Annotated in this window: 21 protein-coding genes and 3 pseudogenes; 18 read left to right on the plus strand and 6 right to left on the minus strand. The window is 56.8% G+C overall.

The window, feature by feature from the left end; genetic code table 11:
* The first annotated feature begins 12 nt into the window (after positions 1 to 12).
* Genes PSH76_RS09300 through PSH76_RS09310 form a run of 3 tightly spaced genes read left to right on the plus strand, consistent with a single transcriptional unit; the run spans position 13 to position 3,025 of the window.
* A complete protein-coding gene (locus tag PSH76_RS09300; protein ID WP_305493943.1) occupies positions 13 to 1,041 on the plus strand; it encodes a radical SAM protein in 1,029 nt (342 codons plus the stop codon).
* Positions 1,038 to 1,895, plus strand: a complete 858-nt coding sequence (locus PSH76_RS09305; protein WP_016978910.1) for a histidinol-phosphatase — start codon at positions 1,038 to 1,040, stop codon at positions 1,893 to 1,895. The genes PSH76_RS09300 and PSH76_RS09305 overlap by 4 nt, the downstream gene beginning before the upstream one ends.
* A gap of 5 nt (positions 1,896 to 1,900) precedes the next feature.
* Positions 1,901 to 3,025 carry a hypothetical protein gene (locus PSH76_RS09310; RefSeq protein WP_305494447.1) on the plus strand — a complete coding sequence of 375 codons (1,125 nt, stop codon included), beginning with the start codon at positions 1,901 to 1,903 and terminating at the stop codon, positions 3,023 to 3,025.
* A gap of 142 nt (positions 3,026 to 3,167) precedes the next feature.
* Here PSH76_RS09310 and PSH76_RS09315 read toward each other — a convergent pair whose 3' ends face one another.
* Both PSH76_RS09315 and PSH76_RS09320 read right to left on the minus strand, forming a co-directional pair.
* A complete protein-coding gene (locus tag PSH76_RS09315; protein ID WP_305493944.1) occupies positions 3,168 to 8,390 on the minus strand; it encodes a hypothetical protein in 5,223 nt (1,740 codons plus the stop codon).
* 78 nt (positions 8,391 to 8,468) lie between these two features.
* Positions 8,469 to 9,270, minus strand: a pseudogene (locus tag PSH76_RS09320) (inositol monophosphatase).
* Between the two features lie 5 nt (positions 9,271 to 9,275).
* Between PSH76_RS09320 and PSH76_RS09325 the strand changes: the two are divergent.
* A pseudogene (locus PSH76_RS09325) lies at positions 9,276 to 9,488 on the plus strand (phosphoribulokinase); the annotation flags it as partial.
* Between the two features lie 165 nt (positions 9,489 to 9,653).
* On the plus strand, positions 9,654 to 9,872 hold the full coding sequence (locus PSH76_RS09330) for a co-regulatory protein PtrA N-terminal domain-containing protein (protein ID WP_305493945.1): 219 nt from the start codon (positions 9,654 to 9,656) through the stop codon (positions 9,870 to 9,872).
* 201 nt (positions 9,873 to 10,073) lie between these two features.
* Here the strand turns inward: PSH76_RS09330 and merR are convergent, their stop codons facing one another.
* Positions 10,074 to 10,493, minus strand: a complete 420-nt coding sequence (gene merR, locus PSH76_RS09335; protein WP_199918348.1) for an Hg(II)-responsive transcriptional regulator — start codon at positions 10,491 to 10,493, stop codon at positions 10,074 to 10,076.
* A gap of 71 nt (positions 10,494 to 10,564) precedes the next feature.
* Here merR and merT point away from each other — a divergent pair, with 71 nt between their 5' ends.
* From merT to PSH76_RS09375, 8 genes and pseudogenes are all read left to right on the plus strand, one after another.
* The gene (gene merT / locus PSH76_RS09340) at positions 10,565 to 10,915 is read left to right on the plus strand and encodes a mercuric ion transporter MerT (protein WP_199918347.1); all 351 of its coding nucleotides are present in this window, start codon (positions 10,565 to 10,567) and stop codon (positions 10,913 to 10,915) included.
* A gap of 13 nt (positions 10,916 to 10,928) precedes the next feature.
* Positions 10,929 to 11,207 (plus strand): mercury resistance system periplasmic binding protein MerP, encoded by a 279-nt coding sequence (gene merP, locus PSH76_RS09345; RefSeq protein WP_199918346.1) that lies wholly within the window; start codon positions 10,929 to 10,931, stop codon positions 11,205 to 11,207.
* 12 nt (positions 11,208 to 11,219) lie between these two features.
* The gene (merC, locus tag PSH76_RS09350; protein ID WP_199918345.1) at positions 11,220 to 11,654 is read left to right on the plus strand and encodes an organomercurial transporter MerC; all 435 of its coding nucleotides are present in this window, start codon (positions 11,220 to 11,222) and stop codon (positions 11,652 to 11,654) included.
* Positions 11,655 to 11,688: 34 nt separating this feature from the next.
* Positions 11,689 to 13,371 (plus strand): mercury(II) reductase, encoded by a 1,683-nt coding sequence (gene merA, locus PSH76_RS09355; protein WP_199918344.1) that lies wholly within the window; start codon positions 11,689 to 11,691, stop codon positions 13,369 to 13,371.
* A gap of 20 nt (positions 13,372 to 13,391) precedes the next feature.
* A complete protein-coding gene (locus PSH76_RS09360; RefSeq protein ID WP_199918343.1) occupies positions 13,392 to 13,811 on the plus strand; it encodes a hypothetical protein in 420 nt (139 codons plus the stop codon).
* A complete protein-coding gene (gene merD, locus PSH76_RS09365; protein ID WP_199918342.1) occupies positions 13,808 to 14,170 on the plus strand; it encodes a mercuric resistance transcriptional repressor MerD in 363 nt (120 codons plus the stop codon). Before PSH76_RS09360 ends, merD begins: the two co-directional genes overlap by 4 nt.
* Complete coding sequence (gene merE, locus PSH76_RS09370; protein ID WP_199918341.1) at positions 14,163 to 14,399, plus strand: broad-spectrum mercury transporter MerE; 237 nt, start codon at positions 14,163 to 14,165, stop codon at positions 14,397 to 14,399. Before merD ends, merE begins: the two co-directional genes overlap by 8 nt.
* Before the next feature lie 160 nt (positions 14,400 to 14,559).
* Positions 14,560 to 14,772, plus strand: a pseudogene (locus PSH76_RS09375) (DUF3330 domain-containing protein).
* Positions 14,773 to 15,228: 456 nt separating this feature from the next.
* Here the strand turns inward: PSH76_RS09375 and istB are convergent.
* From istB to PSH76_RS09390, 3 genes are all read right to left on the minus strand, one after another.
* Positions 15,229 to 15,972, minus strand: a complete 744-nt coding sequence (gene istB / locus PSH76_RS09380) for an IS21-like element helper ATPase IstB (protein ID WP_199918338.1) — start codon at positions 15,970 to 15,972, stop codon at positions 15,229 to 15,231.
* Positions 15,969 to 17,519: an IS21 family transposase gene (istA, locus tag PSH76_RS09385; protein ID WP_199918337.1), complete on the minus strand. Its 1,551-nt coding sequence runs from the start codon at positions 17,517 to 17,519 to the stop codon at positions 15,969 to 15,971. The genes istB and istA overlap by 4 nt, the downstream gene beginning before the upstream one ends.
* Positions 17,520 to 17,779: 260 nt before the next feature.
* Positions 17,780 to 18,070, minus strand: coding sequence for a hypothetical protein (locus PSH76_RS09390; protein WP_199918336.1), 291 nt, complete (start codon positions 18,068 to 18,070; stop codon positions 17,780 to 17,782).
* 113 nt (positions 18,071 to 18,183) lie between these two features.
* On the opposite strand from PSH76_RS09390, the gene PSH76_RS09395 reads away from it, so the two are divergent.
* The 5 genes from PSH76_RS09395 (at position 18,184) to PSH76_RS09415 (ending at position 23,204) form a co-directional block, all read left to right on the plus strand.
* Positions 18,184 to 19,224: a hypothetical protein gene (locus tag PSH76_RS09395; RefSeq protein ID WP_199918335.1), complete on the plus strand. Its 1,041-nt coding sequence runs from the start codon at positions 18,184 to 18,186 to the stop codon at positions 19,222 to 19,224.
* Positions 19,225 to 19,468: 244 nt separating this feature from the next.
* Positions 19,469 to 21,886 carry a heavy metal translocating P-type ATPase gene (locus PSH76_RS09400; protein WP_199918334.1) on the plus strand — a complete coding sequence of 806 codons (2,418 nt, stop codon included), beginning with the start codon at positions 19,469 to 19,471 and terminating at the stop codon, positions 21,884 to 21,886.
* Between the two features lie 38 nt (positions 21,887 to 21,924).
* Entirely contained in the window at positions 21,925 to 22,335 is a 411-nt protein-coding gene (locus tag PSH76_RS09405) for a MerR family DNA-binding protein (RefSeq protein ID WP_234427179.1), read from the plus strand.
* Positions 22,332 to 22,574: a DUF2933 domain-containing protein gene (locus PSH76_RS09410; RefSeq protein ID WP_199918333.1), complete on the plus strand. Its 243-nt coding sequence runs from the start codon at positions 22,332 to 22,334 to the stop codon at positions 22,572 to 22,574. The genes PSH76_RS09405 and PSH76_RS09410 overlap by 4 nt, the downstream gene beginning before the upstream one ends.
* A gap of 273 nt (positions 22,575 to 22,847) precedes the next feature.
* Entirely contained in the window at positions 22,848 to 23,204 is a 357-nt protein-coding gene (locus PSH76_RS09415; RefSeq protein ID WP_199918332.1) for a hypothetical protein, read from the plus strand.
* The last annotated feature ends 35 nt before the right edge of the window (positions 23,205 to 23,239 follow it).

Genomic DNA, 23,239 nt, shown 5'->3' on the forward strand with positions numbered 1-23,239 from the left:
GGCAATTCAGGCATGGATCTGCAAGGTCATCTCCTTTACATCGACATCACCCAGATATGCGGAATCGGCTGTGCATTCTGCATGTATGCCGACAAGCACAAGACCGGCATCGGCATGGAGCTTTCGACGCTCGCCCGGGAGAACCTAGCGGCCCTAATCAATGCCCCGCAGGTCAAGCGCATCTCTATCAGCGGGGAAGGCGAGCCGCTCAATAACATCAAGGTATTCCACGAAATCCTGCACCTTTCTAATGGTGGGAAGGCGTTCGAGTTCATCACCAGCGGGTTCTTTCCCCATGACAAAATGCTCGATTTTTATGACACCACCGACCAGATCGTGTTGAGCCACGGCGACACCTGCAACATCCGCTTGAGCGCCGACAGTCACCACATCGAGAAAGTCAAATGGCGCGCCCATGGGCTGAGTCTGGATTACCTGCGCACGCGGCGTCCGGGGGGCTTGAGCTTTTCGTTTCGCTCCATCGACACGGACCGGGTATTCACCCGTGACTTTCTGGTCGCCGAATTGGCGCGCTGGGGTATTCACGCAACCATTGAACCCTGCAATGCGCTGGAGGATGTGTTGAAGGTGGACGGCGAATTATTCGGCATCGACTACAAAAACCTCGTCCATCCCGCGCCAGGCACACCCGAAGGCTATCTGGATCTGCTCGACTACATCCAGGCCATCGAGATCAAGGTCAAAAAGCGCTTTACCTTTGGCAGCCTTAACAAACCGCCGCTTGCCAATGGCATGGACCTGACGGTAAAGCCCAACGGTGATTTATATCTCTACGGTATCGAGAATCAGCGTCTGGGCAACATCCATTTTGATCACGTACGCTGGGAGCACCTGGCCAGCCATATCAGTGAAACCCCTTTGGCCCGGGCGCTGTATACCCAGCCGCTGACCGACCTGCTGGCACGGTTTGATGACCGCGAGTTGGTGCAGGCGATTATGGCGAAAGCGAACAACCCTTACTGGCTGGTCAAGGAGTTGGCGAACCATGATGGCCTGCTTGAACAGATGGTGTGCCCATGATCGACTCCCACAGCCATACCTTCTATTCCAAACATGCCATTGGCACGGTCGACGAACTTGTCCGGGCTTCAATCAAAGCCGGTGTGAGGGTATTGACCATCACCGACCACGCACCTTTTCCGGTGGACTCCGATAACCGTCTGCTGGAGTCCGAACTCGACAGTTACTTTGCCGATATCCAGCGGGCGCAGGCGGCGTACCGGGGTGAAATCAAGATCTTGCGTGGCCTTGAGTTCGACTATATGCCGGGCTCCGATATCTATAACCGGGCCTTGCTGGCGCGCCACGAACTGGACTTTGTGATTGGCTCCATTCACTACGTCGAAGTGCCCGGCGAACCAATGGTAAAGGTGTGGGAGCTGCCGCGCCTGGCTGCCCAAAACTTCCTGGATCGTTATTTCGCGGACCTGGAAGCACTGCTGAGGAGCGGCCTGTTTGATGCCGTGGGGCATGCGGACACCCTGTTGCGCGGTGTCGACGAAGAGGTCGTACTGCGCCATTTCGAGCCTTTACTGCCGCTGTTTGCGCGCAACGGCGTGGCGTATGAGCTAAACGCTTCGGGCATCCGCAAATCGAGCCTGGACAACGCATCGGGGCGTGAGGTGCATGGGCGCTGGTCCTATCCGTCGCGCGCCCTGTTGCCTCACCTGATCGAGCACCAGGCGGCGTTCACCGTCGGCTCTGATACCCATGACCCGCGAGATGCCGGTGCTGGCATCCGTGAACTACTCCAGAGCCTGCAACCGCTTGGCTTACAGAGCATTTGCTACTACGAGAGCCGCCGCCGAGTCGATGTCCCCCTGGGAACCTTGACTGCGACCGTGGCTATTTCCGATGGATTGATTCAACCGTGAACATGATGACCGAAGCACCGCTCCCGACCTGCTGGCGTGAGATCGCCAGCGCTCCCGTAGAAACCCAGTTGGATCAGTTTGAACAGGCGCTGGCATCGACCCGCTTCGAGGATGCGAAACGAGGTTTTCGCGCTTTCGCTGCCGACCTGCTGGCCCGCGGGCTGATCAGCATGCCCCGCTATGTCTCGGTACTTGGCGGTCATGCTTTGCACTGCCTGACGCAGGATGGCGCGGGCTCGTTCCGCGACATGACGACCGGGGCGGATGCCTCGGCGCTGGTGGCGATCTACAGCCGCGCCAAGTATGGAAGCATTGAGGATATTCGCCACCTGGCCTGGTTGGTCATTGACTACTGGTGCACGCAATTGGCCGACCCCTACTCCCATTGGGCCCGGCTGTTTCTCAGCGCCAAGGCCAGTGGTGACAACGTGGTGTTGATGACCACCGGCTGGCGCAACGTGCCGTCCACGGCGAACGTGCTCTATGAGATCGTGGTCAGCGAGATCAATGTCAAACTGGCTCATATGCATTTGCCCACGATCATCAACGTCAAGCTTCCACGGATCGCGCCGCCTTGTGAGAACTACGCCAGCTTGAGCACCGAAGAACGTGAACGCGTCAACCTGGTCCAGGACCATGTCATCCCCGCAGAGAACTTCTACCGCTGGAGTGGGGTGCATGTGATCTTTGGCGACGATGTATTGGTAACCGGTTCGACGGCGGACAAGGTGCTCTACGAGTCCATGCTCAGTGGCGCGAAGTCGTTTCAGTCGATTTACCCGGTGGCAATTGACCCACGGGTGGCGCTCGCGGACGCCAAGGTCGAGGAGCGGCTGAATAAAGTCGTGATTACCCACCTGCTCGACGACACCCTCGCTGCGCTGCTTTCCGCGCCGGATTACCAGCCGATCCTGCGTACGCTGCGTCTGGTGTTTTCCAGCGATAATTTCGCTGGTTTGGCCGCATTCTTGCCAAGGGTGCCTGCCCGCAATTGGCTGCGCCTGTACACGTCCGCGCTGGGCAATGAGTTTCTCGCACAGCCCGAGTGCATGCCGTCGTTGCTCATACTCAAACGCTATCTTGTCGACGCCGGGCTATTGAGGCCCGATGGTATGGCGGTCTGGGGTTGAGCGGCAGCGAGGTGGAGGACGTCCGTTATGTGAGCTATTGGGAGACTGCACCGGGGCATTCAATGCCACCTTACACCGCGTTGACGCTGGTTTCGATCCAGAGGGCCCTGGAAGAGAAATTCCTGCTGCTGACGGGCAATTGCTATTCACGCATGACAGTGAAACGGACACCCTGCTGATGACTTTCCCGGAATAGCCGACTTGCACCTAGGGAGTATGGATTAGGCAGCTCATAAACTGCGACGTTAGGACCTCGTACGTTCGCGACATAGAGAATACGCCAGCGGTTGGTTCCGTCATGGCGCATCGTTACCGCCGCAGTTACCTGAGAGCGCTCTAAGTCGATGTGTCCTGGATCTGCGACATGCGCCTTAACCTCGTAATGAATGAAGCCTTTCGCGTCCGATACTTTGAAGTCGAATCCTTGATCACTTTCTGGCGGAAGCCCTAGATACCTGCGGCCCATCGAAGATACCCAGTATTCGGGCCGCATATTTCGATGTTTATTGCGTAAATATTGGTAGGCGGCGAGCTCCCCGGCGAAACCGATGAGGTCGCGTTGTTCTTGACTCAAATACTGTGGATCATCACCTCGATTGCTTGTGCCGCGCTTAGTCGGTCTAGGGGCAGTTCGAGGGCCAAAGACTTGCAATGCCGCAGGACCGGACCGCGTTTTGAATCCTCCACTCGCAAGCGTCTGTTGCATGGCTTGCGCAACTGCATCATGCCAACCCTGAGCACCACCATCGATTTCTAATTCCCCAAACTGCAGACTACGACGTTCTTTCTGTCTGCGCGTTTCGCGTTCACGCTCCTCTGATGCTTCGAATGCCAGATCACTATCGGAAAGACCAAGCGCAACAGTGTCCAGGCTTTCCGGCATTTGATTTGGCCAGAGGCTCGCTCGGTGAAGTGCGGAGGGGACGTATCTCTCGTTGAGGGACTCGAAGTCAAGCGTACCGGATGACAGTGCAGCTCGAATCAGGCGTTCAGGTCCTTGCAACCAGAGTTCATCAAGTGGCGTCGAATTGCACTTCGCCCAAGCTCTTACCAAACGTTGCAAATGTTCCGCAATCCGCGTGAGTAGTTGGCGGTTGTGCTGGCGGACGCCGTCGATGGGACTGCCATTGGGAAAAGGGCCTGCACCAAGGCGGAGTGTTACCTGCCTATCGATTTCCTCATCTACCTGCTGTGTATCAATATCATCGAATCGTTCCACCCAATCATCTGGCAGGTGGAGCCATTTCAAAGCGACTGCTTCGCGATAGGCCTGAAGGGCTCCGTCTGCTTCAATGGTTTGGGTGTACGCATCCCGTACGGCTCGCTCAACTTCAGCACGCCGATGCTCAACGCGGGAGGAGAAACGCTCCGTTAACCTTTTCTTGAACTCCAGCGGAGACCGACCCAGCGCAACTAGGCTCGCGTTCAGTACGTTGAACTCAAGCCCTAGCTCATGCCGTAGGCCGCTAAGTGTGTCGGCGTCTCGGCAGGCGCTGACGATTCTTTCGGCTTGGTCGGAGGGTATACCGTAACCAGAAATAACGGCCATCACGTCGGAATCATCTCTGAATTCGTCGGTCCGCTCGATCAATATTGCAGCCAGGTCGGTATGCCCCATGGCGTGGACGGACGGGATCAAATACTCCAATAAACGCGGCGTGGTCGCACGAAGCGATCGCCTCAGCTCGGTGATCCGAGAGACGGGTCGTCCAAGTGCTCGAGCGAGTTGCAAATCCGAGGGTGCTTTCAGCTCGTGACCGTCCCGCGACATCTCGTTTCCAAACGCAGAAAATGTCAGGCGAAAAGCGTCCGTTAATCCCGGTCTGCCTATCGCCGCGGGCACGGCCGACGCGATCATGGACAGGGTAGACCAATTCAAAAACTGCCCCTCACATAGGACTGTTGGATATTCTTCATTGGCAACCGGAAGTATGCCGTCAAGCTCCTCTGGCAGAGTGCTTGAGCTTCCATCTATCGAGACCGTGATTTCTCGGACAAAACGCAGCCGTACTCGACGGATAGCCCCTCCCAGCGCCTGCCGAGCTCGAAGGGTGTTCTGGTTGCTTAGATTTGAGCTCACTTCCAGCACCAGTACAGCGAGGTCGGCGATCCATTCACAATCTTTGCTTACGAGCAGCTCATCCGCTGCACTCGGAAAGAAAGGAACGCCGTCTGTGGTGACGGATATCGAGTCCTCATGAATTGGCTGGGCCTTACAACCCAGATACGTTGCTAGCGCTCTGATACAGCTTGCAGTCGCTGTACCGCCCACATCAATGGTGATGCGACCAAAAGAAGCCAGAATTTGTTGAAAAGTGGGCCGCGAACCATCGTCAATGTAGATCGTTTCAACGAGTGGAGCGCTTTTGTGAAGCGTCACGGCCGTCAAACCATCAATAGTGTCTTTAGGGATTACGAGTGTCGGTGGCAGAGCCGGGCGCAAGTCGAGCTGAGCGTACTCTGTCCATGCTTCGCGATAGGCTTTTCGAAAGTCATCAAGAAAGGCCTCTGATATACCGCGCTCCAGTAGCTCGCCAAGTGCGGCAATGCGTCGGGGTGCACTTTTTGGGTCCGACCAAGCGGGTACATTCAATTTGCCGGACAACATCTCTTGAAGGTAGCGGTTGCTTTCTATCAGCTCTCGTACCATGCGCTCCGGCCGCGGTACGAAACGAGGTATGTCACTCCTGCCGCCTAACCAGCATTGATCTAAAGTTAACCCTTCGAAATCGTCGCCCGCCGACGCAGGAATCCAAGCAGTCGACTTCAGAAATGCGGCGATGGCGCTAGGCCAGTGAATGTGGTCGTAACGGGCACCGCTGCGGGAGAGTGTTGTCACCATAGCTTCGGCGGAAATCTTTGTGAGCGCGTGGATAACTAGCCGCCCGTAAGCTAAGCGGGCCGCGCCGTTCATTGTGTCGTAGCTCGCTTGGCCGTATAGGTAGGGAACGCCATTTAGAACGTAGATACCGCTTTGATAGCCGAGGTCGCGTGAAAAACCAACGGCTTTGCGCCAGCAAATTCCCAGCTCCAGCTCGAAATTCTGTGTTGGTAAATACCCATATCTCAAGCTTCGCCAGTCTGGTGAGTACATGCGTACAACGGCGCCTCGGTTCCAAGGAAGGCCGTCCCGTACGCCGGCAATTTTCAGAAAGTCCCGCCAGTCTTGAGCGCTTTCCCCCGGACCGGTTTTCCATTCGTTCCAATCAGGAAGCATCATCTTCGCGATTCCGGCAATCTGCTTGTCGTGGCTCGCCTCTTTACAGAGGTCAGTGAGCAAATTACCGAGCGTGTCGCGCCATCCCGCTGAGAAATAAGCAAGGCTCGCTTTGCCAATTCCGCCGCTGGCCAAGGGAACCCAGAGTCCCGCGGTCTGAAGGGCCTCGTCGAAGTCCGGGGTGCGATTTTGCTTCCATGTTCTGAAGGCCCAGGTAAGGACTGACAAAGCGTCGCGTGTGCGAGGGCGAGTTCCGAGGAGTGTTCCCAATCTTGAAACCAAGTTGATGAGGCGAAACTCGGAAGCAAGTCCTGCGTTAACAAACGCCGTGACCACATCCGCAGACCAGGCAAGCGTCGGGTCGGCGAACTCGAGCCCCTTGGTTATGCAGCTTGGAGGAAAAACACCGGCGTCATCCAGGCGTTTTTTCTTCTTGGTGACACGCCCAGGGTCGGCATTGATGAAAAACTGAACCGGTTCGCCCGCTACGGATTTAGCGCCTTCGGCTCGCACGAGTTTGCGAGCTTCGTTTCTAAAAATGAGTTTGCCTCGAAGCTGCTCAAGGATGTCCTTGCGTACGCTCAGGTCGGTATAGAAATCCTCCCAATTCGCGGCTGTAGCTTTGCGTTGGCGTTCAAGGTCGGCAGCGAGCAACGGTACCCACTTTGCGAGGCGGTCGTTCTCCGGCTCCAGCGGAAGCCCCACATCATCAGCAAGGCTGCGTAAGGCGATAACTCGCCTGGCTCCCAGCTTGCGTCGCAGCAGAAATGCGCCTGTAACCTTCGCAATCCAAGTCGCACGCAGTGATTTGTATTGGTCGTCTTGCCAGTCAAAAACATGGTCAAGGGTTGCCCATCTTGCATCACTGCCAGGTGGACTCATCGTTGGAAGTGGGAGAGTTTTGTACGCCAGCCCTTTAGCCCGAAATGCAGCCAAGACATGGTCTGCGGGGCCCCATGTGATGGCATCCACAGCGGCGTGCACGTATGAGACTAGATTGATATTGGCAGCAGCTACACCATATATAAGGTCAATGCACATCTCTGCTGCAACCTTGACCAATTCTTGATTAAGGGCGTTGTCCAGACTTAAGCCCTTGCGATCTGGATCTGGGAAAAACGGAGCATCCAAATGACCGTTAAAAGGACAGGGGGTTTCCATTGGCAAAAAAGCATAGTAGCGACCTTCCGGAACCTCGAACCCTAGGGGGATCGCGATGCTGACCGTGGGCGCGCCTGCCCAATTTCGCCACCTCTCTACCTTATGACGTTGTTCGACAGCAGCGTCCACTGCTCTCAAAAACCGCGGCGGATCAACGACGCGGCTGATGAACAAGTACGAGCGATCGTCGACAACGATTTCTTCTATCTCAAGATTGTCAATTTTCAGAGGGCGATTCAGAGGGTACCGACGACGCGTTAACACACGACGCGAAGTAGTGCCGTCCGCATCAATTTTTTCAAATACGAGCTTGGTGAGCTTAGGTAGAAAGAGATTAAGCGGGGCACGCTCATCAAAAAGTGACTGCCATTCCTTTTCCATGCGAGAGGCGGCCATACGGTCGGTCAACGGCAGTCTTATCACTGTCGCAAACCCATACGATGCATAGTGTGTAATTGCATTCACTTGACCACCTGTTTGCATCGCTGTTGACCACCTATTTGCATTCCATTTGACCAGGCGTTTGCATCCGACCTGACCACGAGTAGCTGAACGGATCTGCCAACCGTGGATGAGCGGACTGGCACAGGAATTTGTCTCGGCGTAATCTGAGATCAGTGGGCATATCTGAGGATCGCGCAATGACCGATGGGGAATCGAACTCGTTCGGTGGGGGAGTTCATGAAAGCCGCTAGAGTAAGCTGGGGTTGTATTGGGCGCCATTACGTTGGCTGAAGAACGCAGGCTGGCATCAACTGAAAAAGCCAACGCAGAGACCTTCAAATCGATCTTCCTGACCATGGCCGATGAAGGATAATTTATCGTGGGCATCGACCAGACGAAAAGATTGATCAGCACCCGTAGCGAGGAAAACGCCAATCGATTGCTGAGGGCAGGATGGACCCTGTTGCTTGTGGCGGATCGCCGCGAGGGAGCCATACCAATGGCTGATCTACCAACTTGCATGGCAACGCGATGGTGAACCATTCGAGATTACGTTTACAGGTGTGGAGCCGGGGCCTGATCCATTCTGATAGTTCCCTCTCGGGTTTGCGAACTGAAGTACTAGAGATCGGTGAAGATTCGATCCCAGTCATGGGTCAGCAATTCTCGGCACGCTGAAGGTGATCCACCGAAGCAGCGTTGCGAAACAGCCGACAGTCCCCATTTTCGCTTCTGTCACGTAGCGTATGGCGTCTCCATTTTCATCTAATAAAACACCTCCTGCCCCTCTCAATAGAGCATGTCCGGCCACAACGTCATGAGCCGAAACCGCGTAAAGAGAAATGCCGAAAATTCCGTCTCCCGCAGCAACTTTTGCCAACCGGTAGGCGATGGAGGGCATTGCATGGAAGCGTCCTGGAGCACACAGCTCTCGATTGAGTTCCGGCTTGTCCACAGCTGCGGTGCTGACCATTACAGTGCTCTCGCTCGATAGCTCTTCATCTGCGAGATACGCGTACGCAGAACGACCATTGCGAATCAGATAGGGCATGCCCTCTGCCCAACCAACGGAATCAGGATTGCCCTCGGGAGTCACGGGTGCATAGACGACCCCCAGCACAGGGACGGTGTTATGCAGAAGTCCAACCGAGATGGCTGATCCCTTCAGGCCCTTCAGGAAATCACTTGTGCCATCGTTAGGGTCTACAACCCAGCACCATGCATGTCCTGTGAGGGTATACCCCGTCTCTTCACCCCAGAAATCGCAGGCGAGCAGACTGAGTAGTTCGTGCCGCAAAATGCGTTCGATTTCGATATCAATGCCTGCTTTGTCCCCGTGACCACGCGGCCCACCCGGACGACTCCACTTTGCCGAGAGTAGAAGTCCTCCGCGCCCAACGAGATCAGTAACTTGAGCGAGCAGCTCGGAAACCCGTCTCGGCGGAGCTGGTGGAATCAGTGCTGTCGCGTCAACTGGATGATCTGGAACCGACCCTGACGCGCCACGGTTACCGCATCAAGGATCTGGTAGATCAGTTCGACGCCAGACCCAATGAGATCAAGGCGCTGTTTAGCAACGCGCTCGATCCGGCGCGCGCCGCTGAGCTGCGGGACAAGATGCTGGCTGCGGGGTTGCCGATCTGGGTCTGGGGGCTGAGGAGCAACGGAACAGAAAGTGCACTTAAGCCCTGCCATCTCCTCTCAGCGCAATAGTACAGGTACTCCAACTCTATCCTCTGCTTGATTCCGTACTTAACTACGGAGATAGAGTCGACTCGTGGATAGAAAACCCGAGAGGAGGCTGTTATGAAATACCTAAGACTGCTACTGATAGTGGGTTCGACTCTGCTGTCATCCACCCTATGGGCCGAGAACGGGAGCGACCGTTCAATCGAGCGAATCGCCGCTATGCACGACAAGGCTGAGGCGGCCTTGGTGGCGGAAACCGCCAAGAAAATTGAGCAACTGGGGGCCACGGCGGCTGGCCGTGTCGAAGAGCAGCCCGCCTGTCCACCTGTAAGGTAGGACATGAGCGACCGCTACACGCTCCGCGCGACCAGACTCAGCGTGAGTCTGTCCTGATAAGGCGAGAGCGTAAATGTCAGATTACCCATCTGTGGCCTCTGCAAGTGCTCCTTTGGCCATTCAGCGGCACTCATTGAGCGCCGCTTTTTTTTAAGCTACAGCCGACAAACAGGGGCGCCTTACGGAACTGCTGATCGTAGGTCAGCGCGGCTCTTTGTTCCTATGCAGCGAAACGATCAGCGGACAGGAAACAGTCCCGTGGCTCGCACAACAGTCGTGAACCAGTTGCTCCAAAACTGACTCGATACGTCGCAGATCTGCGAGTTTGCCGCGCACGTCCTCGAGCTTCTGCTCGGCGAGCACACGCGCTTCATCACAGTGAGCGCCGTCATCCAGCCTCAATAACCCGGCCACTTCTTCGAGGCTAAAGCCCAACCTTTGCGCGGATTTTACAAATTTCACCCGCGAGACATCCGCCTCGCCGTAGCGGCGAATGCTGCCGTAGGGCTTGTCCGGTTCGGGCAACAGCTCCTTGCGTTGATAGAACCGGATGGTTTCCACGTTGACCCCGGCTGCCTTGGCGAAAGCGCCGATGGTCAGGCTTTTCAAATTGTTTTTCATACCGCTTGATTCCGTACATGACTACGGGATTAACCTTAAATCATCGATCAAATGCTCGAAAGGAGAAATGCATGTCTGAGCCATCAAACGGGCGCGCCCCTCTTGTCGCTGGGGTGCTTGCAGCGATTCTCGCCTCGACTTGCTGTCTTGGGCCGTTGGTATTGATCGCACTGGGATTTAGCGGGGCCTGGATCGGCAATCTGACCGTGCTGGAACCTTACCGCCCGATCTTTATCGGGGGGGCGTTGATCGCGCTGTTTTTTGCCTACCGGCGCATTTTTCGACCGCAACAAGTTTGTAAGCCGGGCGAGGCCTGCGCCATCCCTCAGGTACGCACCACCTACAAGCTGCTGTTCTGGCTGGTAGCGGCCTTGGTACTGGTCGCGCTCGGCTTCCCCTACATCCTTCCCTTGTTCTACTGATCAGGAGTTCGCCATGAAAAAACTGCTCGCATCCATCGCCCTTGCCACCCTCGTCGCTACGCCCGTCTGGGCAGCCATGCAGACTGTCACTCTGGCGGTGCCGGGCATGACCTGCGCCGCTTGCCCGATCACGGTGAAGAAGGCACTAACCAAGGTCGAGGGCGTGACCAAGGCCGAAGTGAGTTATGAAGACCGCGAGGCCATCGTCACCTTCGACGACGCCAAGACCAATGTCCCGGCGCTGACCAAGGCGACCGAGGACGCCGGCTACCCGTCCAGCGTCAAGCAGTAGGCGGGCATTCCAATGGCAAATCCTTTCAATCTATTCACACGGATCGCTGACAAAGCCGGGTCCGTCGGCGTGCTGATTTCTGCAATAGGCTGCGCCATGTGCTTTCCCGCCCTCGCTAGCCTGGGGGCCGCGATCGGTCTGGGCTTTTTGAGCCAGTGGGAAGGCCTATTCATCACCACGCTGCTGCCCCTGTTTGCTGGACTGGCTCTGCTCGTTAATGCCCTTGGCTGGCTCAATCATCGGCAGTGGCGACGGACTGCGCTCGGCCTGATCGGTCCTACCCTGGTGCTGGCAGCGGTATTTTTTATGCGGGCTTACGGCTGGCGGAGCGGCTGGCTGCTCTATATCGGCCTGGCCCTCATGTTTGGGGTGTCGATATGGGATCTGGTGTCGCCCGCTCAGCGCCGTTGCGGGCCTGATTCCTGTCCGACTCCGCAGAAACAGTGATACCGAAAAGTGATCCATTTGAAGGAGTAACGCTATGACCGAATTGCAAATCGTTGGCATGACCTGCGCATCCTGTGTCGTGCATGTGAAAGAGGCCTTGGAGAAGATCCCCGGCGTGCACCAGGCGGATGTTTCCTACGCCACCGGGAAGGCCGAATTGAAGGTCGACGAGGGTGTAAGCCGTGAAAAAATGCAGGCCGCCGTCGAGGCTCTGGGGTATCGAGCGGCGTTCGACGACTCCACGATACAACCCCGTCCTGGCCTGCTCGACAAGGCGCGGGGCTGGTTGAGCGGTAGCATTGGCGCCGGGAAAGAGGGAGACAAGCTCCACGTAGCGGTCATCGGCAGCGGTGGCGCCGCCATGGCAGCGGCGCTCAAAGCGGTGGAAGGCGGTGCCCGCGTCACCCTAATCGAGCGCGGCATCATCGGCGGCACCTGCGTCAACGTTGGCTGCGTGCCCTCCAAGATCATGATTCGCGCCGCGCATGTGGCACATCTGCGCCGCGAGAGCCCGTTCGACGCCGGACTGTCCACCACGACCCTGACCGTCCTGCGCGAGCGGTTGCTCGCCCAGCAACAGGGTCGTGTCGAGGAACTGCGCCACGCCAAATACGAAAGCATCCTAGAGAGCATGCCGGCCATCAGCGTGCTGCGCGGCACCGCCCGTTTCCAGGACGGCCACACGCTCAGCGTGGAACTGGCCGAGGGTGGCGAGCGCATCGTAGCCTTCGACCGCTGCCTGATTGCCACCGGCGCAAGCGCGGCCGTTCCGCCGATTCCAGGGCTGAAAGACACGCCGTACTGGACCTCAGACGAGGCGCTGGCGAGCGACACAATCCCTAAGCGGCTCGCCGTGATCGGCGCCTCCGTAGTGGCGGTGGAACTGGCGCAGGCCTTCGCCCGGCTGGGTAGCGAGGTCACGATCCTGGCACGCAGTGCGATGTTCTTGCGCGAAGACCCGGCCATCGGTGCGGCGGTGACGGAGGCCTTCCGTATGGAGGGCATCGAAGTGCTGGAGCAAACGCAGGCTAGCCAGGTGTCCCACGCCAACGGCGAGTTCGTACTCACCACCAACCATGGTGAGTTACGTGCCGACCAACTGCTGATTGCCACCGGGCGCTTGCCGAACACCCAGGGCATGAATCTGGACGGCGCCGGCGTGAAGCTGGACGAGCGCGGTGGCATCCAGATCGACCAGGGCATGCGCACCAGCGCAGCGGATATCTATGCGGCCGGCGACTGCACCGACCAGCCGCAGTTCGTCTATGTGGCGGCGGCTGCTGGCACCCGCGCGGCAATCAACATGACCGGCGGCGAGGCAACGCTCAATCTCGACGTCATGCCGGCCGTGGTGTTCACCGATCCGCAGGTCGCTACCGTGGGCTACAGCGAAGCGGAGGCGCACCACGCCGGCATCGAGACCGACAGCCGCACCTTGACCCTGGACAACGTGCCGCGCGCGTTGGCCAACTTCGACACGCGGGGTTTCATCAAACTGGTCGCCGAAGCGGGTTCCGGCCGATTGCTCGGCGTGCAGGCGGTGACTGCCGAAGCGGGTGAACTGATCCAGACCGCGGTGCTCGCCATCCGCAACCGTATGACCGTGCAGGAACTGGCTGAGCAGTTGTTCCCCTACCTGACGATGGTCGAGGGGCTGAAACTCGCCGCACAGACCTTTAACAAGGACGTCAAACAATTGTCCTGCTGCGCAGGGTAATGAGAGAGCGAGGTTGAAGCATGAGCAACACGGCAGGCGAACTCGGTAGGTGCGACAGCCTACGCAAGACATGGCAGGTGGTCAGCTTCTGGGGGCTGCCTGCCGTCGTGGCGACGATAGCGATTGTTCTGGCGGATCGACGCCCCGCGTTGTTCCTGGCAGCGAGCGCCGCGCTGGCTGTGATGGGCGGCGCCTGCCTGGTCAACGCCGCGCGCTGTCGCCGACTTCACTGCTACATCACGGGGCCTTACTTCCTGTTGCTCGCGGTTGGTGCGCTGCTGGTTTATGTGTTTGACCAAAACGGCGAGCATCTCTCCAGGCTGTGGCTGCTACTGGCTCTGGGTGCTGCACCGTTGCTCATCTGGCTACCTGAGCGCCTAGCCGGAAGGAAATATCTGAGCGCCCCAGTTTGCGGTGAAGATCGGGAATGTCGGCGATGAATGCCTACTCCATATCCAGATTGGCCGAGGACGCGGGCGTCAGTGTCCATATAGCCCGAGATTATGTGCTGCGCGGCTTGCTGCACCCTGTGCGGCGCACGGAAAGCGGTTACGGCATTTTCGATGAGGGGTCCCTGGCGCGGCTGTGCTTCGTGCGTGCCGCCTTCGAGTCCGGTATCGGGCTCGACGAATTGGCGCGGCTCTGTCGAGCGCTCGATGCGGACGATAGTACCGATGTGATCGGGTGTATCGAGCGTTTGCTCCGGCAAATCGCGACACGGCAGGCGGCTTTAGCCGCAGTGAAAACGGAGTTGGCTGGGCTGACCCATCACGCCATCGAAGGTCACACCCATGCGTAACACCAACCAATCCGAATCAATCAAGGTGCCCCGCTGGCGCGCCTACACGTGGGGTGTGCTCGCCGCGCTCACTTGCCCCTGCCATTTGCCGGTGCTTGCATTGCTGCTATCGGGGACTGCGGCCGGGGCCTTCGTCAGCGAACATTGGAAACTCGCAGCGCTCGTGCTGGCGGTTCTCTTCATCCTCTTCCTGAGAGCGGCACTATGCGCCTTTCGAGTGCGGCAGTGACCATCTCAGACACTGCGCGGTCTCCGCTGCCGAGTTGCGGCAGGCTTGGGAGCGTTGGCATTTTTTGCTGCACCACCAGCCGCAGGTCGATCTGCGCACAGGTTCGATCACAGGTGCGGAAGGGGTACTAGGTTTTCTTGGACGATGGAGGAACCCCATCATGAACGCAAACGACACCCCCACCATCAGCTGCTGCGAATGTTGCAAGGAAATTTCCCTTGACGCCGCGCTTTCGCCGGAAGGTACCAAGTAGGTCGTGCACTTCTGTGGCCTGGAGTGCTATCAACGCTTTATGTCTCGCGCGGATAAGAGGGCGGCATTCGAGCCTGATAGCCCCTGCACACAAAAGGTCAGTACCCGTCACGACGACTAATTCGCTTTGCCTCTGGAAAGTGGCTCTGTTTAATTGCAGAAAGCGTGAGCCCACGATGATGGAATGCAAGCCGACGCAGCTGAATGCAAGCTCACTCGCAGTTAATGTGAGCCCGGCTGCTCCGTCAGTTGCAGTTAATCTGAGCCAGGAATCGCATTGATTGCGAGCGCGGCCGATTTCAAACGCGAGCCGTTACAGTTAGGCATAGCGATACTCGGTGCTGGTAGATGTCGCTTCCGGACGGTCTCCAGGAGGGCGGTAACGCACTATAAGGCCCAAACTCAGGGTGTCAATTCTGGCGGGTTGCCTCAATAATCGCAATTAATCTCGGTAAAACAACCGGTTGCATAGTATCTGACCAGGCGTTTGCACTCGACTTGACCAGTTGCATTGCCTTTGACCACCCAGCCACTCGCGGTCATGCCTCCTATCTAGCCGTCACCGGTATCAGGAATATCACCGCTTACGACTTTTGACCTTTCGCATCGACTCGCCCTTAAGTTGAATGACGTGAGATTTGTGGACGATACGGTCAAGAATCGCGTCCGCTATCGTTGGGTCAGCGAACAAGTCGTACCACTTCTCCTTTGGATACTGGCTGGTAATGAGCAAGGAGCCGTTTTGTGACTGCTGATCAATGACATCGAGGAGAAAGGGGCCGAGCTGTGCATCGATCCCGCCGATTCCAAGGTCATCAATGATCAAAAGTTCAGCTCGGATCAGCTGCCGGCGCAGTTTCGGGAGCGTGTGGTCCGCGTACGACAAGGATATCTCCTCGAACAGCTTCGTTGCCGTGCGATAAACCGTGTGTGATCCGAGCCGGCAGGCCTGGTTTCCAAAGGCACATGCAAGCCAGGTCTTCCCGGTACCGGTCGCACCGGTGATGATGATGTTCTGTCGCCGTCTCAACCACTCGCATTCACCTAACGTCATGACCGTACTGCGATCAAGGCCACGCGTGGCTTTGAACTCGATATTCTCCAGGGTGGCTTCCGACTCGCGAAACTTGGCCGCCTTAAGCAGTCGTTCGACCTTTCTGGTCTCGCGTTGACATGTCTCTGCTTCCATCATCAAACCGAGTCTCATATCGAAAGGCTGCTTGAGAAGAGTAGGCTCCTCGAGTTGGCGCTCATACGCTGTAGCCATTCCGGTCAATCCAAGCGTCAGCAGCCCCTGGGCAGTGTTCAAAACGGGTTTCATACCGGCTCCTCTCCTTGCGTGGCGTAATACTGAGCACCGCGGATATTTGAATGCTCAATGAGCGGCGTAGATATCTTTAGAGGGGGGCGGAGGTCAGAATCATTCCGCAAAATGGAACGTAGCCGCTCCGAACTCAAAATGTTGAGTGAGTTGGCGTAAGTACAAGCTGACTCCAATCGAGAGGGCGAAATCTGTCCTTTACGTACATCGCGTCTCAATGCAACAACAGCCCGAAGTCCGGTGGCGAAATCCCGTCGTTCTTCAAGATTCCTTCTGACGTAAAACAAAGTTGCCAGACCAATACCTTCAGCCCAAGACAACAACATCTCCGGCTGTGAGTCCTGAAACTGGCCGTGATGGGGAGCCAGATGTTCGCGCAGTGTACTGACACCTCGATTTGTATCGACTCTATGAGTGCTGATTATCTGTCGCTGATAGCTGACCTCAAGCCACTCATCGTTTACGCGCAGATCTACCATTTGGTTGGCATAGTGATACGGAACGGAATAGCTGCGCCCATTGAATCCAACATGATAATCGCCGCCAACTCGGACTTGGTAAATCCATTGGCTATAGTTGTAGCTCCGCTCTGGAAGTGGTTGCAGCGCAGGCGCATCAATTTCAAGAAAACGGAACCGTCTGCTTTTAGGATAGGTCCGCGTGACCCTGTCATTCAGAACGCTAATCCAATGAGATATCTGATCATTGAGTTCTTCAAGGGAGAAAAACGTACGTGCTCTCAGTCTTGCAAGAACAAACCGTTGCACGATCTGAACACCTATCTCCCCCAGGGATTTATCTTTTGGCTTTCGAGGTCTTGCTGGGGTAATGGTGAGCCCGTAATGCTCCGAAAGCTCGGAATAGGCGCGGTTCAGAACAATTTGGTCCCGTGTGGTCTTGAGCACCGCAGCCTTTAAATTGTCTGGAACTACAAACCGTGGCACCCCCTCGAAAAACTCCAAGGCACGCACGTGACACCGCAGCCAGTCTTGAGTTGTTTGACTTGCTACCGCTGTCGCGAACAAATACCCCGAGGCCCCTAAAGTGGCTACAAAGATCTGGGAGTCGGTGACGGCACCCGTAGCGGAGTCTGTTACTGGCATCGTCCGCCCACAGAAGTCGACGAACATTTTGTCACCCGGCAGGTGCACCTGCCTCATGCTGACTTTTTGCGTGTTGAGCCAGCCGCGGTAAAGACGCGTGAATTGAGCGTATGAGACCCCGCCAGGTTCTTTTCCCCTGAACTCCTGCCACAAAAGCTCCAGCGTCATGTCGGGCAATCGTAGCTGCTCGTGGACCTCCAGCCACTGCGGGCACACCTTCCTGTTGATCGGCCCGCGTGGGTCGCTGTTTAGGCGGGCGGCAAACGTCTTGTTGTCGAGGGACCTGAGGTCTTCCCAGGTTTCACCGCTCTGGCTCAACTGATCGCGAATGGTGCGAACCGTGTTGTGAGATACCTTCGCTAACCGGCCAATGGCTCGGTTGGACAGCTTGGCATCGGCCGCGAGACGTAAGACCTCGCGTTGTGTTTCTATGGATAGCCTCATCTTCTCTCCCCCGCGACAGGCGTGAGAACGCCTCACAAATCGCGCCGTGTGAAATTTGTAGATGAACGGGGTTTGGCCGGCTTGACGCCGAACGCGGGGGAACACAGAATGGCGATGTCTTGGATTCGAAACCTGACATAACCGAAAAAAGCCTGGGGCGCCAACCCCGGGCTTTTTTGTGCTCCTGAACCACCGAATTTCGGTTCAGTCACGTCTCATATCGCTACCTCTCTTTCTCAGTGCTGACGGTATCGAGCATGTCATCGTGCTTCTTTTTGCATGCCTTCAGGCAGCTGTAAAAGTGCAGCGCAGCGCTGCCTGGCAATCCAAGTTGCAACCTCTTTGGATAACGCAAAGGACCCGCGCCGGTTTGGCACGTCGAAAAGAGGGACTTCAATCCGCCCGCGCTGCTTCGCCTTGCGAAAAGCCTCATGCGACGTGTAACCCAGTTCCCGCCACAGTGCAGTGCTTCCAAGCATCAGCCCATAGCGATCTACAAGGTCGTCCTCCAATTCGGAGGCGAGAGACTCTAGCTCGATGTGTTCATGCATGACGCGGCTTGTCCTGTGTAGTCACACTTCATGGTAATAAATGGGCGCCTTGCGTTCCAGCCGTAAGACTTCTACATTTTTTACGGTACGGACTTATGTGGGGGCCGTCGTAAATGTCTAATTTTGATAGGATCTTTAATATTTACTCGGCTTTTTCACATGAAATGCGGAACGATTTTTGCGAAAAAAACGTCTCCGGACGCGACTTGATTAAAATGCTTCGCGTGCGCTATTGGTATGAAGGACTAAGGCAACGTACAAAACTCATTTCTGCGTACGCACTGGAGCGTCACTTCGAGGCAGAGTCATTTCAGAAAAACAGCAACGGTACGATCCGTCATTATCGAAGCAAGTGGTCTGGGTACCATAAAAATATAAACACTCCCAAGTCGAAAACCCTAAAACGGGTCGAGTTGCTTGCACCGGGTTCAACACGTGAACTCGAACATCCGCTCTGGGAAATTATGCTGCATACTGATCAGAAACATATCGATACCGACCGCTATATGAGGAAACTTAGCGTCGATGTACAGGCGGTGATATTTTCCTCAGGGTTTTCGGGATTATCTGCTTATTCAAATCGGGAAGCTATTACACAACGGTTGCTGGACAAGCTTGAACGACGCGCGAGCCTCGATTGTCTGGCCTGCCTGATTTGTTTGGTACTTGAAGTGACCGAACAGAAACGTAACCTTACAGCGGTTAAAGTAGCGCACACCCTACACAACGTACTTTTGATGGTTGGGATTGAACTTCAGGCTCGCAAAGTTGCACTTCCGCTCTTGGACTGGGTCATTGAGCACATTTTATCACTTGGCGTCATGCCACATTTGAGAGTTTGGATGACTGGTAGCGACTATGTTCATGCGTCAGCCTATTTAAATTTAATGGTCTATCAGAATGAGAAGAGAAGAGGAAAATGTTTGGAATGGTCCCAGCGGGTCAAAGTAATGCAAAGACTGATTCACGGGCACATGGGTATGGACGTTGAGTATGCAATGACGCCTCAGTTTGAGTTGAGATCTGATCTTGACGATATACCGGCCGAACTTGTCAAAGATTTCAATCGTGCTTCGGCTCTCAGGATCTGGGGATGGGATTGTATTCTTGAAGGAAGATCCGAGCATTTCCCACCGGTGGAGTTGTTCTTGTAGCCCGAACCAGCTTGAAAAAACGGTTGGTCACCGCATTTACCGATCATCTCCTTAGGCTGTGTGTCCGGCTCAGTCTAGTCATGCGCTACTGATGGGTAGAGCGACCCATGACACAAAAATGGTCCCATTGAGACCAGCCTCAATCCTCTTTTCGCGGCCCCATCCAGTAATCACGTTACTGCTTGACCTTGCCGCAGTGGCAAGGTCCAACCTCATAGCAGAGAGGTCCCTCAGGAGGTGGGTGATGGCCAGCCTATTCCCCCATACCACTACCGCCACATCCAATACTGTCCAGCAATGGACGCTCGGCGTAGTGGGAATGACCTGTGCTTCTTGTGTAGCACGTGTCGAAAAAGCATTGACCCGAGTGCCGGGCGTTTCTGCCGCCAGTGTCAACTTGGTCAGCGAAACGGCAACCGTCGAAGTTGATGTCAATACAGCGTTGACGCCGCTGCTCCAGGCCGTAGCAGACGCGGGCTACCGCGTGAAAGAAGACGAACTGGTCCTGGCCATCGACGGCATGACTTGTGCCTCGTGCGTCGGGCGCGTCGAAAAAGCCCTGCTGAAAGTGCCGGGCGTACGCTCGGCCGCGGTGAATCTGGCCAGTGAGGTCGCCCGGGTTCGGACCGTGTCCGGCGTAGTGTCGCTGTCGGTGTTGATGCAAGCGGCAGCAGCTGCCGGCTACGAGGCCAGCATTCCGGCTGCCAAGGTGTCCACGGGTACGCCGCGTCGCCGTGACGGGTGGCCGGTGGCTGTGGCCGCCGTGCTGTCCTTACCGTTGGTGATACAGATGCTCGCCGCCTTGCTGGGCGCACGGTGGAGCCTGCCAGGCTGGGTGCAGCTGCTATTGGTCACGCCTGTTCAGTTCTGGCTGGGTGCGCGTTTCTATCGGGCGGGCTGGAGAGCATTGCGCGTAGGCAGCGGCAATATGGACTTGTTGGTGGCGCTCGGCACCAGTGCGAGCTACGGATTGTCGGTCTATCTTCTGGCGATGCATTCCGGCGTTGGCGTCCCGCACCTCTATTTCGAGGCTTCCGCAGTAGTAATTACCCTGGTCTTGCTCGGCAAGTGGCTGGAAGCGCGCGCCAAGCATCACACTGCGGACGCTATCCGTGCGCTACAGGCGCTACGACCGGACATCGCCCGCGTGCGACGTGACGGGATGGAGTATGAGGTTCCAGCCAGCTCACTGATCGTCGGAGACCTGGTGGTAGTGCGGCCGGGCGAGCAGGTACCGGCGGACGGCGTGGTGCATGAAGGGCAAAGCCATCTCGACGAATCGCTGCTGACTGGCGAGAGTCTGCCAGTGGCGAAAGGTGAAGGCGACCCGGTGACCGGTGGCGCAATCAATGGCGAGGGTCTGCTACTGATCACGACCTCGGCGGTCGGCGCGGAAAGCACCCTGTCCCGGATCATTCGACTGGTCGAAAACGCCCAGGCGACCAAGGCGCCGATTCAGCGCCTGGTCGATCGGATCAGCGCCGTCTTCGTACCGGTGGTGTTGGTGGTCGCGGCGATGACCTTGCTGATCGGCTGGTGGCTGACCGGCGAGGTGGCCGGCCCGCTGATTAACGCGGTGGCGGTATTGGTTATCGCATGCCCCTGTGCGTTGGGCCTCGCCACACCGACCGTGATCATGGCCGGTACCGGGGTCGGCGCGCGCCACGGCATTCTGATCAAAGATGCGCAAGCCTTGGAAATTGCGCATCGGGTGAGCGTGGTGGTCTTTGACAAGACCGGCACTCTGACACTGGGCAAACCCCAGGTAACGGCGCTGGAAGCGAAGGATGGCAACGGTGTGTACTTGCTGCAACTAGCGGCGTCAGCTCAGACCGGCAGTGAGCACCCACTGGCCCAAGCACTACTGGACAGAGCCCAGCAAGAAGGCTTGACGTTATTACCGGCATCCGGGGTCACGGCCTTGCCAGGACGAGGTTTGACGGCTTCAGTGGCGGGCCGCGATCTGCGTCTGGGTAGCTCACAGCTGATGCGGGAGATTGGTGTGGACCTGTCACCGCTCGCAGTTCGCGCAGCGGCGTTGGCCGAGGCCGGCAACACCGTGTCCTGGCTTGCCGAGCTATCCGGGCAGCCACAGTTGTTGGGCCTGATTGCCTTTGGTGATGTGCTAAAGCCCTCCGCACGGTTAGCCGTGGCCCGGTTGAAAGTGCTGGGTATCCGTACCGTGATGATTAGCGGCGACAACCTGGGAGCCGCCACCGGCGTGGCCAGGCTGCTCGGCCTCGACGAGGTGCGCGCCGAGGTGCTACCTGGCGATAAAGCGGCGGCGGTGCTGGCATTGAAAGTCGACGGCGCAGTTGTGGCGATGGTTGGCGACGGCATCAACGACGCGCCGGCACTGGCAGCGGCCGATGTCGGTATCGCTATGTCGACCGGTACCGACGTGGCGATGCACACCGCGGGTATCACCCTGATGCGCGGCGACCCGGCGCTGGTGGCGGATGCCTTGATGCTGTCCCGTCACACCTATGGGCGGATTTTGAAGAGTCTGTTCTGGGCCTTCATCTACAACCTGATCGGTATTCCACTGGCGGCGATGGGTCTGTTGAGTCCGGTGGTGGCTGGCGCAGCAATGGCGTTGTCCAGTGTCTCCGTGGTGACTTACGCCTTGCTGCTGAAGCGTTGGCAGCCGGCACAACGATAAGGAAGCTGATTCGGCGGTTCAGCGAACGGGAGGATCCAATGAACATTGGTGAGGTGGCAAGTGTAAGCGGCTTGTCCACTCGAATGATTCGCTACTACGAGCGCATTGACCTGATCCCGCAGTCACAGCGCACATTGTCTGGTTATCGTGTTTACTGCGAACGCGATGTACACATTTTACGTTTCATCCACCATGCACGAGATCTGGGATTACCGATCGAGCGGGTTCGTGCCTTGTTGGCGCTATGGCGGGACCGCAATCGTCCTGACGACGAGGTTCAGGCCATTGCCCTGAGCAACATCAACGCGCTGAATGCGCGTATCACCACGCTTCAGGTCATGCGCGAGGCCCTGTCGTATCTGGCCGAGCATTGCGATGACGCTGAGCAACCACCTGGGCCGGTTCTGGATGTTCTCCTCCAGGACTTGCCCGAAAGGAGAGCATCATGACTCGTAATAAACCCTCAATGGTCCAGTTGGGTGTCGGTGCTGCCATTATCCTGGCGACTGCCTATCTCTTGTTTCCCACTTTTCAAGCCTGGATCGTGGCGAACGCGCTGATCTTTCTGGTGCTGCTGTGTCCGCTCGCGATGGTGTTTTGTATGCGCAACATGCACAAGGATGCGCCAACTAACGATGACACACAGGAGGTCAAGCCGACCAAGCGTGATCCAGACGATAGGCCGTAAGCGGTAAGCACTTCCCATGCTCAGCGAGTTGGGCTTGGTTGTTCAGCGCGTCCTTGTTACCCGAGGAGGTGCCTCTTGACCCTCAAACGCTAGCCAATAGCTGACGCGGGAGAGCAAGTCTGCTGAGCCTTATCTTTCCTTTGGGGAGGGGGCTAACGCTTTCACCGTCCATGTCACTGACTAAAGACACTACCATTGATCATCAGAGTGTTGACGCCCGGATGCTCCAGGCACGCAATTACCGCACCAGAATGATTGCCTGGGGCATTCTAGATGGCAAAGATCATCGTTCTTGCCGGAGACTTTCCTCAGGGTAACGGGGAATATCACCTTGGCACTATCACGCTCAAGACGCCCCTTAAACCACGGTTCGGGAAAAACTTCCTCGTCTCTGAGTTCAAAGACTTGACCGTCGAGAACGTCAACTCCAGCAAAAACATGAAAAGCGCCATCGGGCTGGGCATCGCCGGCGCTCTGCTGCTGGGACCCGTGGGTGCGGTCGCTGGATTCCTGCTAGCTGGTAACGACACCGAGGTGACATTCATGGTCACACTCAAGGGTGGGCAAAAGCTCCTCGCCGCCACCGACGATGAAACCTACCAGGACATCTCAAGGCGTTTCCAACACTAGCCTTTTCTTGTTTGAATGGAGCCTCCGTTAAAAAA

The organism is Pseudomonas sp. FP215 (genome assembly GCF_030687795.1).
Lineage (GTDB): Bacteria > Pseudomonadota > Gammaproteobacteria > Pseudomonadales > Pseudomonadaceae > Aquipseudomonas > Aquipseudomonas salmasensis.